The 12,482-nt window shown below is 68.9% G+C and carries 10 protein-coding genes and 3 pseudogenes; 6 read left to right on the top strand and 7 right to left on the bottom strand.

Going from position 1 to position 12,482, the window contains the following annotated elements:
• Window positions 1–470: 470 nt before the first annotated feature.
• Together ADL01_RS01960 and ADL01_RS01955 are read left to right on the top strand one after the other, a co-directional pair.
• Complete coding sequence (locus ADL01_RS01960) at window positions 471–1,694, top strand: ISAs1 family transposase (protein ID WP_063783436.1); 1,224 nt, start codon at window positions 471–473, stop codon at window positions 1,692–1,694.
• Between the two features lie 507 nt (window positions 1,695–2,201).
• Window positions 2,202–2,672: a hypothetical protein gene (locus ADL01_RS01955; RefSeq protein ID WP_159049431.1), complete on the top strand. Its 471-nt coding sequence runs from the start codon at window positions 2,202–2,204 to the stop codon at window positions 2,670–2,672.
• Window positions 2,673–2,740: 68 nt separating this feature from the next.
• Here the strand turns inward: ADL01_RS01955 and ADL01_RS01950 are convergent, their stop codons facing one another.
• From ADL01_RS01950 to ADL01_RS01935, 4 genes and pseudogenes are all read right to left on the bottom strand, one after another.
• Window positions 2,741–4,255 (bottom strand): helix-turn-helix domain-containing protein, encoded by a 1,515-nt coding sequence (locus ADL01_RS01950; protein ID WP_053740090.1) that lies wholly within the window; start codon window positions 4,253–4,255, stop codon window positions 2,741–2,743.
• 959 nt (window positions 4,256–5,214) lie between these two features.
• Window positions 5,215–5,364, bottom strand: a pseudogene (locus tag ADL01_RS47630) (IS701 family transposase); the annotation flags it as partial.
• A 389-nt stretch (window positions 5,365–5,753) separates the two neighbouring features.
• The gene (locus ADL01_RS01940; protein ID WP_053740089.1) at window positions 5,754–6,044 is read right to left on the bottom strand and encodes a DUF4193 domain-containing protein; all 291 of its coding nucleotides are present in this window, start codon (window positions 6,042–6,044) and stop codon (window positions 5,754–5,756) included.
• A gap of 78 nt (window positions 6,045–6,122) precedes the next feature.
• On the bottom strand, window positions 6,123–8,210 hold the full coding sequence (locus ADL01_RS01935; protein WP_053740088.1) for a HelD family protein: 2,088 nt from the start codon (window positions 8,208–8,210) through the stop codon (window positions 6,123–6,125).
• Window positions 8,211–8,434: 224 nt separating this feature from the next.
• Between ADL01_RS01935 and ADL01_RS47625 the strand changes: the two are divergent.
• Window positions 8,435–8,738 (top strand): annotated as a pseudogene (locus ADL01_RS47625) (transposase); the annotation flags it as partial.
• 210 nt (window positions 8,739–8,948) lie between these two features.
• Here the strand turns inward: ADL01_RS47625 and ADL01_RS01925 are convergent.
• Together ADL01_RS01925 and ADL01_RS41220 are read right to left on the bottom strand one after the other, a co-directional pair.
• Window positions 8,949–9,311, bottom strand: a complete 363-nt coding sequence (locus ADL01_RS01925; RefSeq protein ID WP_053740087.1) for a hypothetical protein — start codon at window positions 9,309–9,311, stop codon at window positions 8,949–8,951.
• Window positions 9,311–9,658, bottom strand: a pseudogene (locus tag ADL01_RS41220) (transposase); the annotation flags it as partial. The pseudogene ADL01_RS41220 and the gene ADL01_RS01925, both read right to left, overlap by 1 nt.
• Before the next feature lie 35 nt (window positions 9,659–9,693).
• Between ADL01_RS41220 and ADL01_RS01915 the strand changes: the two are divergent.
• Window positions 9,694–10,509, top strand: a complete 816-nt coding sequence (locus ADL01_RS01915) for a Dyp-type peroxidase (RefSeq protein ID WP_234354456.1) — start codon at window positions 9,694–9,696, stop codon at window positions 10,507–10,509.
• On the opposite strand, the gene ADL01_RS01910 is transcribed toward ADL01_RS01915, so the two are convergent.
• A complete protein-coding gene (locus tag ADL01_RS01910; protein WP_420719675.1) occupies window positions 10,424–11,230 on the bottom strand; it encodes a L,D-transpeptidase family protein in 807 nt (268 codons plus the stop codon). The two genes, ADL01_RS01915 and ADL01_RS01910, sit on opposite strands and share 86 nt — an antisense overlap.
• Window positions 11,231–11,522: 292 nt before the next feature.
• Between ADL01_RS01910 and ADL01_RS01905 the strand changes: the two genes are divergently transcribed.
• Complete coding sequence (locus ADL01_RS01905) at window positions 11,523–11,963, top strand: Immediate-early protein 2 (RefSeq protein ID WP_053740085.1); 441 nt, start codon at window positions 11,523–11,525, stop codon at window positions 11,961–11,963.
• A gap of 60 nt (window positions 11,964–12,023) precedes the next feature.
• A complete protein-coding gene (locus ADL01_RS01900; RefSeq protein WP_107090781.1) occupies window positions 12,024–12,476 on the top strand; it encodes a hypothetical protein in 453 nt (150 codons plus the stop codon).
• Window positions 12,477–12,482: the final 6 nt, after the last annotated feature.

Below are 12,482 nucleotides of genomic sequence, written 5' to 3'. Positions count from 1 at the left end.
TTCGCCGGGCGGCTGGAGTGTAGCGGGCTGTGGAGTGGTCAGGGGCGGTTTCACGGAGGCCGCCCCTCGATCGTGCGACAACGCCGCAGGTAATGACAGCGGCGGGCGATCGCTTGGCGTCGTCGGCGCCAGTGCGAGCTCATCGCATGGTGCCGGCCTCTATGTCCGCGCAGGTGTGGGGGCCGGGGCCGACAAGCTGCCAGGAGTCGCCGAACCTCCGCCACTGTGAGCTCGATGGCCTCGGCTGCCTCACTGGTTCCGCCCCCTTTTCGCGGGCCCGGTGTGCTGTGGCTGCCAAGAAGGAGTGTGCAAGCATGGCGAGAGGGATGCGCCGGTACCAGCCCAGGGCGGTTGCAAGTTCCGGGATCGCGTAGATCGTCCGCGTCCAGCGGGAGTTGACGCAGCAACAGCACAGGCACCAGACCGGTGATCATCAGGGTGTCTACGCCAGCTGATCACATCGAGGTCCCGTGCCTGCCGCTCCATCCTCCCTGGTCCCTGCCGCCCTGGCGAAACTGGGCCCCCTTCACCAGCACGACACCGGCCGCCTGCGCGCCCACCTCCAGCGCGTACCCGACCCGCGTTCGCGTCGCGGGCGGTGGTATCCCCTGGTCGGCCTGCTGCTGATCTGCGCCTGCGCAGTCGTCTCCGGCGCCCGGACCACCACCGAGATCACCGAGTGGGGACAGCGCGCCACCACCACGGTGCTGGAACACCTCGGCATCCGGCGCCATCTGCCCGGACGCCGGCGCGCCCCGTCCCATGCCACCTTCACCCGGCTCCTGGCCGCTCTCGACGGCGATGCCCTGGACGCCGCGATCGGCGCCTACCTGGCCGGACACAACTACACCGGCGTCGACGCCACCGGCTCGGTGCCGCGGCCGGCGATCGCGGTGGACGGCAAGGCATTGTCAGGCTCCGCGCACCGGCAGCAGCGCCACCGGCACCTGCTGTCCGCCGTCACCCACGCCCCCACCGTGACCCTGGCCCAGTGTGAGGTGGGGGCCAAGACCAACGAGACGACCGCCTTCCGTCCGCTGCTGGAACCACTCGATCTGACCGGCACCGTGGTCACCTTCGACGCCCTGCACAGCGTCAAGGACCAGGTGCGCTGGCTGGTACAGGAGAAGAAAGCCCACTACATCGCGGTGATCAAGGGAAACCAGCCGACCGCGTCGGCCCAGCTCAAGGCCCTGCCGTGGGACCAGGTGCCCGTGGCGCACACCGTCTCCGGCACCGGGCACGGCCGGCGGGAGTCCCGCTCGGTCAAGACCATGGCCATCGCGGCGAACCTGGGCGGGATCGCCTTCCCGCGAGCCCGGCTGGCCTTGCGCATCCACCGGCGCCGCCAGGAGAACGGCAAGCGGCAGACCCGGGAGACGGTCTACGCCGTCACCAGCCTCGACACCCACCAGGCCACCCCTGCCGACCTGGGCGGATATGTGCGCGGGCACTGGGGAATCGAAAATTCCAGCCACCATGTCAGAGATGTGGTGTTCGCCGAGGACGCCTCCACCGTCCACACCGGCAGCGCGCCGCGGGCGATGGCCGCTCTGCGGAACCTGGCCATCGGCAGACTGCGGCTGCTGGGAGCGGACAACATCGCCAAGACCACCCGAGCGATCCGGGACGCACCCGAACACGCCATCTGGATCTGGGGCATCACCGACAGCCCGCTTCTGCCGGGAACTTGAAGCCGCCCTGACCGGGGTCAGGGCGGTGGCGTGGTGTTCGCCTTTGCCGGCGTCCAGGCCGAGGAAAACGCCGATTTCGCTGATGTCGATCACGTGCACTCTCCGGTCGTACCCGTCCCGGCCTCACCTGCGGCACCAGCTGCCGGCATCCACATTACGAAGAGCCTCCCAAGTCCCAGAAGAACCGGTGGTCATGCCCCTAGTCAGCGGTCTGCCAGCGCCCGGCACCGGTGACACCACCCCCAGATCATGATCAACAGGGGGGAGCAGTCATGCCGGGCCCGGAGGCCGGGAACCCCATTGCGGGGCCGAGGAAGACGGCAATGGGGGGCGGTACTACTTCCGCAGGGGTCTTTCGTGCCGTGCGTGTGTCGACTGTCTCGCAGTGTCGGGCAGGAGGTTGTCCACACCAATCGGCAGGGGATAGCTGGACAATTGCTCGGATGTGAGGATTTGCCGTAGCCGCCGAACACGGCGGAGTGGCAAGTGAAAGAGAATCCGATCAGCATGAAGAAACTCGTTGTCAAGAGCAGGCGTGCGTTCGCCGTGGGCTTCGTCGCCTCCACGCTCGCCCTGGGAATAGGTGTCGCCGCCCCGGGTGTCGCCTCCGCGCAGCCGGCGCCGGTCTCGGGTAGTGCCCAGCACACCCAGAATCCGCCGAGCAACATGGATTTGGGCATCGACTTCTGGGAGAATATGGGATGGCCGAACTGGCGCAACCTCGGTGACCGGGAGTGGATCGAGGCGGCCCACTGGACCCAGGGCCTCATCAACTTCATGAACAGCCCGGCGGCCCCCAGCTCCAGCCACGGGTACACGGGGACCTTCCAGGAGTACAACACGACCATCTACGACCGTCAGCGGGACGACGTGGTTCCCCGGCGTGACGCCAACCGGATCGTCAGGGCGATCGGTACCGGCGACCTGTTCTGGACCGACGACCACTACTCGACGTTCCACTACGCGGGACGGAGCTAGCACATCTGAAGGGGGTGTGACCGCCGCACGGCGGTCACACCCCCTTCAGCTGCGTCTACGCGTTGTGGTCACGCGGCGGGGCGGTGCCCCTGAGCGTGGCGGGAAGCGGTGAGGAACTCGCGTTCCAGACCGGTCAGCTCGTCGGGTTCCTGACAGCTGAGGAAAAGGCTTTCCGCGATGGCGAGGCGCTTGCCGCGATAGAGGTCGCACTCGTCGTGACCGAGCTCCTGCCAGGCTCCCGCCGCCTCGGTCAGATACCGGTGGTGCAGCAGGCGCTCGCGGTCCTCCTCCAGCCACCGACGCAGCCTGGGAGACTCGCTGATCACGGCGTCGTGGGTGAGCTCCGCGGAGTTCTCGCCGAGTGTGACGAGCCGGGCGCCGACCAGCGTGTTCAGCACCGGCCGCGTCTCCCGGTCCTCGAACGCGCGCAGCTCGGACGGCCGCACCGGCCGGCGCACGTAGGAGCGGTTCTCGTCGGGGGCGACAAAACGGCGCAGCACCCTGCGCGCGGTGAGACGCTGCCGGGCGCACAGCCGGTCGAACACTTCCTCCGCGGTGGTGGCGAGGGCGCCCCGCACCCCGCCCGTCTCCTCGTAGTCGGCCAGGGTGAGCACCCGGCCGCGTCGGCGGCACCAGACGCGCAGTAACGCGTTCGAGAGCATGGGCAGCATGGTGGGCTGCCCGAGGAAGTCGTCGATCAGCCGGGCCGTGAGATCACGTTCCACGGCGAGCCCGGCCGCCGCCGCCGGGCGGACGATCGCCTCGCGCAGCTCGGCCGACGTCATCCCCGGCATCCGCACGGTGCAGTCGGTCAGTGCGTCGAGCCAGGGTGTCCGACGCGGGCACCACCACAGGAAGTCCGGCCTGAGGTTGAGGACCACCCTCAGCCGCGATTCCGGTCGCCGCGCGGCCACCAGCAGCTCGACGAACCGCAGCCGCTCGTCCAGGTCCGGCACCGGCGTGCCCAGCTCGTGGGACTCATCGACGACGATCCAGCGTTCCGGGTCGTCGGCGCCGGGCGACAGCAGCTGCTCGTACGTGGTCGCCGGCCGTGGTCCCGGCGTGATCAGGTGGACGGTGACCGGGTGTCCGGCGCACCGCACGGCATCTCGCAGGACCGGCAGCAGGCCGGCGCGCAGCAGCGAGGACTTCCCGCTGCCCGACGGTCCGGACAGCGCGGCGAACCGCTTCGTGCGTATGAGGTCGAGCAGGCTGTCCACCACACGGTCGCGCCCGAAGAACAGGTGCCGCTGCTCACTCTCGAACCGCTCCAGCCCCCGGTAGGGCGACAGGGCGACGTCGTCGTCCCGGAACGCGGCCGACTCCTCGGCGGCCTGCGACCACCGTTGCTGCCATTCGTCCGGATTCCCGCCACAGGCCCGGGCGAAGGCCACGACCACGGCCAGGGACGGCAGCCGGTCGCCCGCGGCGGCCTGGGCCAGCGCGGTGGGGGAGTAGTGGGCACGGCACGCCATCGAACGGTAGGTGGGGCTACCGGCGTCGCTCCGCAGCGCACGCAGTTCGCTCGCGAAGCGCTGAACGGGACCTTCGCCGGGATCCAGCGGTTTCTCGGGACGACCCATCTTTCCTTCCCTGCCTGGGCACGCGCCCTGCACGGGGATGCGCCTCGGCCGGGACGCACGTTGCCCGGGGGCGCATGTCCGACGCTGCCGGTACCGGCCGGACGGAACAATGGGGGCCGCTTAGAGTGGGTATGTACGGCCGCGAGGAGATGGGTATTGGCGCACGGCAGCAGTGTCCGTGGAGGACGGTGACGGGATGGCCGGGACGGCTGACCAGTGTGGTGCTGCGGGCTTCGGACGGGGTTTCGCGTTCGTCGGACGCCGCCACGAACTCGATCGGCTGCTCAACGCCGTTCGGCGGCCACCAGCTGTGGTGATGGTGAAGGGGGCCCAGTTTCGCCAGGGCGGCAGGGACCAGGGAGGATGGAGCGGCAGGCACGGGACCTCAATATGATCAGCTGGCGTAGACACCCTGATGATCACCGGTCTCGTGCCTGTGCTGTTGCCACGTCAACTCCCGCTCAATGCGGACGATCCACCCAATCCCGGAACTTGCAACCGCCCTGGTACCAGCCCACGTAGCGGCGGACTTCGTACTGGTCCAGCCCGCATTCATTCTTCGCGGCCTGGAAACACTCCTCGATCGCCCAGCGCGTCACGGCGATCCGGACCAGCTCCAGAACAGTTGTCCCCAACGGGGCATAGGCGAGGTAGTAGGCGATCTCGTCGGGCTTGCGGATGCTGCGACGGGCCAGCGCCCACCGCATCCGGTGGGGGACCTCGCCCTGGTAGTCGAACTCGGCGACAGCCGGCAGCCGTACCGCCGCCCAGTGGTAGACACGCGGCCCCGTCTCCGCATGAGATCTTCTCCCACGCCTCGTCCGGAGCCTGTGCGAACAGGCCCTCGATGCGCAGCCCACGGTGAACTGGGACTTGGGCACGGCCAGCACGTAGCCGACGCCCGACTGCTCCAGCAGCCGCCGGAAGCGGCCCTCCTGCCCGTAGGCGGCACCCGCACCGGCGAGCAGATGCTGCAGACCGTCGGGGGTGGCGTGGCCTGCCTGCTCGGCCAGCTGCCAGCTGTTCTTTCGGGCTACCGGGGCGAGCAGCCCGCGCATGTAATCACGCATACGGCGGCGAAGTTCCACACGGCCGAAGCGATGACCGATGCTCACGAAGAGGTCGTCCAGCTCAAGGTCCCACTGCTCGGCAGCACGCTCGATGATCACGCAGGGCGAATTCTCGAGGGGCGGCCTCCGTGAAACCGCCCCTGACCACTCCACAGCCCGCTACACTCCAGCCGCCCGGCGAAACCCGCAGGTCAGACTGCGAAATCCTGCTAGCCGAATCCTGAAGGTCTCACACCGGGAACTGGTGGCAACTTGCACCCGACCACGCGCGGTCTGACGTGGGTTCGCGTGCTAGGTGAAGGACACGTGGACCTAGCGGCAGCGCCGGTTCTGTGTCGCAGACTCCAGAAGATCCAATACCGGTCCGACCCCATCGACAGCTACCTCGCCGCGACTGACCTCACAAGGACGACATCACGCGCGCACGGTCAGAAGTCGCAGTCGCGGCAGACGGGAGGGCCGCTGCTCGCATCGGCCAGTTGGCTGCGGTGGCGCACGAGGAAGCAGACCGTACAGACGAATTCGTTGTCCAGCTGCGGAAGCACCTGGATTGTCAGCTCCTCGCCCGAAAGATCGGCACCGGGCAATTCGAGGCCCTCGGCGGCCTCGGACTCGTGCATGTCGATGGCAATAGTGGATTTGCTGGTGCTCCGGGTGTTGAGCTCCTCAAGGTTGTCGATGATGCCGTCGTTGCGTGGGGTGTCGAAGTCCTTCGCCATCTTGCCTTCTCTGTCTTGGTGTTTGCCGTGCTCGCGTATGTCTGCGCCGTCTGAGCGGTGAGAAGCGGACGGAGTGTGTCAGGCGGGCTGGACGGTGATCGTGCAGAGCCGCTTGGTCGCCCGGGTCAGGGCTACGTACAGGTCCCTCTCCCCGCCGGGGCGTGCCGCGATGATCTCTTCGGGGCGGATGACGACGACCCCGTCGAACTCCAGCCCGCGCGCCTCGGACGCTGGAACGATGCGTGCGTGCTGTGCGATGTCAGAGGCTGTCAGGTCGCCCACCCTCGCCTCTGCGCAGATGACCCCGAGGAGCTCGCCCGGGTACGCGGAGCTCTGGGTGCGAAGTTCCTGGACGATGGTGGCGACTAGCTTCTCAACAGGTGTGGTCACGGTGCGGGGAGTCTCGCCAGTGCGCAGTGACCGTGTCGGCTTCTGGTCCGGAGCGATCCGGGCGAGCAGGTCTCGGGTACTCGCGAGAATCTCCTGCGTGGTGCGGTAACTGACCGTCAGACTGTGCAGCTGGAACCGCGGGCCGACATGCGGACTCAACGCCTCCTTCCAGTCATGCGCCGTCGTGACCGGGCCCGCCTGGGCGAAGTCGCCCACCAGCGTCATGGCTTTTGCCGGGCAGCGGCGGACGATCATCCGCAACTGCATGGCGGTCAATTCCTGCGCCTCGTCGACGACAACGTGCCCGTACACCCGCTCCGGCGGGCCGTCGACCAAGCTGGCCGCCTCGTCCAGCAGCGCTATATCGGCATCGGTCCACGGCGCGTCCGGGGCACGCAGCAGACGCGACCGCTCGTCCGGTGCCAGCCAGGGAAGGCACTCGGCGAGAGTGCCGAGGTCTGCCAGGAGAGCCCGCACGAGGCCACCGGGTGTCAGCCGCGGCCACAGTGCCTCCACGGCCTGGTCGACGTGGGGGTCGTCGAGGAGCTCGGCCCGGACGGCGTCCGCGTCGAAAAGGGCGGCCGATCCCGAGGCGGCTGTGTCGTCGGGGCCGGGGTGGCGCAGGTCCGCCGCGGTGAATCGGTCGAGGTTCCGGCCCGTCAGCTGGGCCACCTCGTTGTCGATCTGCTCCAAGAGGTCACCCGTATTGCGTTCCAGCGTCTCGGTGAGGGCGTCGACCAGAAACTCCTTGAACACCTGGCGCGCTGGATTGTGTCCCAGCCCGGTCGCCACGGCGGCGTCGCGTGCGGTTCGGACTGTGGCTTCCGTAAGGTGAACCACGTCCTGCCCGAACCGCAAGGTGAGGTCGCCGTGCGTACTTTGATGGGTGCGCAGCAGGTCGACAAGTGCGTCAGCGAGAGCGGAACTGCCCTTGAGACGCGCGGTGTCGAACGACTCCACCGCGGTGGGGACCACTCCGGCCAGTTCCTGGCATGTCGCCAGCACGACGTCGTTCTCGCCGAGCGAGGGCAGGACCTGGGAGATGTAGTCGAGGAACCGCGCATTGGGCCCGACCACCAGGACACCTTCCTTCGCTGCGCGCGGGAACGCGTACAGGACATACGCCGCCCGGTGCAGCGCGACCACCGTCTTGCCCGTCCCGGGCCCGCCCTGCACCACCGTCACGCCGCGGTGCGCGGAGCGGACGATCTTGTCCTGCTCGGTCTGCAACGTTGCGACGGCCGCGTGCATTCGGCCCGTACGCCGTGCCGAAAGGGCCTCGGTCAACGGGCCGTCGCCCACGACGTCCTCGGTGGTCGGGGCGGAGCCGTCCAGCAGCTCGTCGCTCACCGAGACCACCGCGCGCCCGTCCAGGCGCAGGTGCCGACGTCGCCGCAGGTTCATCGGGTGAACCGGCGTGGCCTCATAGAAGGGCCGCGCCGCGTTCGCACGCCAGTCGACGAGCAGGGGCAGGTCGTCGTCCTCTGTCTGCAGGCCGATCCGGCCTATGTGCAGTGTGGTGCCGTCCGCCCAGTCGATGCGGCCGAAGGCCAGTCCGTTTTCGGCCCCTTCGAGCCGTGCGATCTCCTGTGTCAGGCGGTCGGCGGCGATCCCGCGCTCGTATGTCTCGCTCGCACTCTCGGCCGGGGCCCTGAGTACTTCAGCCAGGCGTGTCCGTGCCTCGGAGATCCGCTCTGTGAGCAGCTCGTACAGCGTGGAAACTCGCGCCTGTTCCCACTCGACCTGACGCGCAGCGGAGTCGTTGGATAGCGACAACGGAGAGCTCCTCTCGATTCGGGTGCCCACTATCGACTAGAGCTCAGGGAAAGTAAATTTTGACTTATTCGAGAAAATAGTCACCCGTCACCAGAGGTAATGCTGAGCCGATTTAGTCTCCGTCTTAGTGCTCACGCGTGCGTGATTTTGTCAAGAGTGATTATGTCTGCATCGCATCTTTATTTAGGCCGTGTTCTGCGTGGTGAGGCGTCGTTGTTCCGGGCATGGGGCGGGGTATGTGGAGTTGGATTGTTCCGGACGGGCTGTGGGAGATCGCGAAGCCGCTGATCCCGTCGTCGAGAGGGCGGCCGCAGGGCGGCGGAACGCAGGACACGCCTGATGAGACGCTGTTCGCGGCCGTCATCTACGTCCTGGTCAGCGGCTGCGCCTGGCGCCAGTAAAGGGGGCGAACACACAGGTCCGAGCCCCGTGGACCGCGGCAAGCCGGGTTCCGAGATGCACGTCCTGTCGGACGCGAACGGACTGCCCCTCCTCGTCGGCATCTCGGCCGGCAACGCCGGCGACACCGGCGAGGCGGTCGGGACTCCCGAAGACGCTCATAGGCGATGAATTCGGCGCCCAGAACAGGGCCGATGCCGGGCATACTCAAGATGGCTTCAGCATGCGGGTGATCGCGGAACCGGCTTTCGATCAGTGCGTCGGTCGGTGATCTCCGTATCAAGGGCTGTCACGTCCCGCGCGGAGTAATTGTCAATTCCTGTGGATCAGTGGTGCCCTTCAGCCTTCCTTGGGTTTCTGATCCGTGGCTTCGTGGAGGCGGCGGAGACGTCGGATCTCGGCGATCAGGCGGGGAACGTCCTGGCGGGCGTTGGCGATGAAGTTGGCGTTCTCGTCCCAGCGTTCGTCCGCGACGTCGACGTATCGTGGCTGCTGGACCAGGGTGGCGGCCACGATGTGGCGGTGGTCGAAGTCTTGCCAGCGTTCGCTGGCCCCGGTGTCGGGGACAGTGCCGATGGCGACGAGACTCATGGCGAAGTCGTCGTCCAGTTGGCCCACGTGCCAGGGGCCGGGAGTCGCAGCACGGGCAAGTTCCTCGATCTCGGAGAGTTCCTCGTCGGTCAGCGGATTGGGTGTGTCCATCAGGCTGCCCGCTCCTCGCGCTCAACCAGCTGACCGCGTTCACAACGGGCTCCGGCGCGGACAAGGGCAACGAGGTGGGGCGCATTCACGGCTCGCCAGCGTGCCTGGGCGGACTCGATGAGCTTGAAGACCATGGCCAGTCCGGCGGCGCGGCTGCCGGCGCCCCTGGTCACCTTGGTCCGAAGCCGCACGGTGGCGAAGGTCGACTCGATCGGGTTCGTGGTCCGCAGGTGGATCCAGTGCTCGGCGGGGAAGTCGAAGAACGCCAGCAGCTCGTCCTCGTCGTCCGTGATCCGTTTGACGACCTTGGGGTATTTCGCCTGATAGGCCCGCTCGAAGTCGCGTACAGGCGAAGGAGATCAAGGAGATCGGGGGCGCCGGGATGTCCCGGCTCACCGCGACGGTGGCGGTCGGCCCCCGGCTCCCCCGGCTCCCCCGGCTCCTGTGTGTCGCGGCGCCGCGCGCGCTGCGTGAGCTGCCGCCGTTCTCCGACGACCGGCTCGACCCCGCGTACGGCGGGGGCGATCTGCTGGTCCAGCTCTGTGCCGACGATCCGCGGGTCACGGCTGCCGCCGCGAGGACGCTGACCCGGCTGGCGGGCGACACGCTGCGCCCGCGCTGGCGGCAGACCGGGTTCCTGCCGCCGACGCCGGCCGGACAGACGCCGCGCAACCTGCTCGGCTTCAAGGACGGCACGCAGAACCCGACGCCCGCGGAGTGCGAGCGCTGGGTGCGGTCCCAGGACGCCACATTCCTCGTCGTACGGCGCGTCCACATCGACGTGGCCGGGTTCGCGCGGCTCGGTACGGGGCACCAGGAGGCGATCATCGGGCGGCACCGGGCGAGCGGCGCGCCGCTGGGCCGGCGGCACGAGCACGACGACGTGGACATCTTCGCGAAGACCCCACAGGGCCGGTACGTGATCCCGGTGGGGGCGCATGTACGGGCGGCCAGTCCCCGGCTGGACGCGGGCGCCCGGATGCTGCGCCGGGGCTACAGCTACGACGACGGTCCAGGCGACCGGGGCCTGCTGTTCCTCGCCTTCATGCGGGATCCCGCGCTGTTCGCGCGCGTCCAGCACCGGATGACGGCGACGGACGAGCTGAGCCGCTTCATCGAGCACCGGGGTTCGGCGGTGGCGTACGTCCTTCCGGGGGCCCTTCCGGGCGAGGACCTGGGGGCCCGTCTGCTGGCCTGACCGCGCCCGCCGCCGGCCTCAGTCTCCGTTCCGTACCGGGCTTCACGCCCCACACATAGACGGAGTCGTCCTGGGCGAGGGTGTTCCACAGCCGTTGGGCGTCGGCGAGGCGCAGGTTGACGCAGCCGTGGGAGCCGCCGGTGAACAGGTCGCCGGCGGTGCCGTGGAAGGCCTGGCCGTCGCTGAAGAACTGGGCGTAGGGCATGGGGGCGTTGGCGTACAGGTCGGAGTAGTGGTCGAGGTCGCGCCAGTAGACGGTGAACCGGCCGGTACGGGTCTCGTGGCCGTCGCGTCCCGAGCGGATCGGCACGGGCGCGTACACCACCCGGCTTCCGGTCTGCACCCACATCAGCTGCCGGGTCAGGTCGACGCAGGCGACGCGGTAGGTGCGCACAGGGCAGTTCCCGGCGGCGTTCGGGTTGGCGCGGGCCTCGACGACGAGCATCGTGCGGTAGGTCGTGAGGCCCGCGTAACCGTCGGCGGGCCGGACCTCGTTGCGGCTCTGGAAGATGCGAACGGCCTCGCAGCCGGCGGGCGTCTGCCGTCCGTCCACGGGCAGCTTCAGATGCTCCTCCAGCTCGCGCTGGTAGGGGCCGGTGCCCGCGGTGCAGGGTCCGGGGGCGGTTGCGGCGGCCGTGGCCCTGGCGATTCCGGTCGGCAGCAGTGCCCCCAGGAGGAGTCCCAGGGCCACCGCCGACGTCGTCACTCGGGAACTCGCCACAGCGCCTCCTCAGCGGGCCGGCATGCGTCCTCCCCCCACAGATACGGCACTTCGGTGGGGTGGGGCCGGTCGGACTAGCCCGAGCGGGTGCGCGGGCCGCCGTCTCACCACACGTGGAGGCAGCCGGGCTGCCAATATGCCGGAGAAATCCGCCACTTTTTCCCACATGGTGACGTCGGGGATTCGAGACTCCGAACACCCTCCGGCGAGGGTGCGGGTCATGACGTCGCGACACGCTGCCCGAAACCCCGGAACCCGCTGTGCCGTTCGCCGGGTTCCCTACGATCGTGCCGTGGTCGACTTCCTGCTCGAACGTACGGTGCCGCTCCCCCTCGACGAGGCCTGGCGCCGGCTCACGGAGTGGCCCCGCCACGCGTCCGTGGTTCCCCTCACCCGCGTCACGGTGCTCACTGCCCCGCCGACCCGCGCGGGCACCGTCTTCGTCGCCCGCTCGGGAATCGGTCCCCTCTCCTTCGACGACCGGATGGAGGTCACCGTGTGGCGACCCCCGGTGGGCGATGCCCCGGGCCTGTGCCGCCTGGAGAAACGCGGCGGGGTCGTCCTGGGCTGGGCGGAGATCGAGGTGCGCCCGGGCCCGGGCGGCCGCTCGCGGGTCATCTGGCGCGAGGAGTTGCGCGTACGCCTGCTGCCGTCGCTGTTCGACCGCCCGCTGGCGGGGGCGTCGCGGTATGTGTTCGGGCGGGCGGTGAACCGGCTGCTGAGGACGGGGTGACGGACGTTACGATCGACTCCGTGTCGCCGGTGGTACGGCCGGCCGGGGGAAGGGGAGAGCGTGCCCGAGGAGAGCGTACGGCTGAAGCTTCGGATCGACTCGGGTCCGGGAGCCACCGCGGAGCAGACGGATCGTCAGGTCCGCAGTCTGTACGGCGATCTGCGCACTCTCGGCCTCCTCCGGGTCGAACGCGGGACCGTTGCCGCGCCCGAGGCGTCGATGGCCGGTGTGGGGCACGACCTCGCGGTGCTGGTGGTCAGCGGCGCCTTCTCCGCCGCCGCGCTCAAAGCACTGAGCAACGTGGTCGTCGCGTTCGTGGAGCGTTCGAAGGCACGGTCGGTGGAGTGGGAGATCGACGGGCACAAGGGGTCGTTCGGCGCTCTGTCCGCCAAGGACCAGCAGGTGTTGGTCGAGGCGGTGACCGCGCGGATCGAGGCGGGGACGGCGGCGGTCGCAGGCGGCCAGGCCGATCCGGGCACCGCCGCCGCGACCGGCCCCAACTCCGATAGCTAGCGCGGG

The organism is Streptomyces sp. NRRL WC-3618, assembly GCF_001280005.1.
Lineage (GTDB): Bacteria > Actinomycetota > Actinomycetes > Streptomycetales > Streptomycetaceae > Streptomyces.
This window is presented reverse-complemented; position numbering and strand designations above follow the sequence as displayed.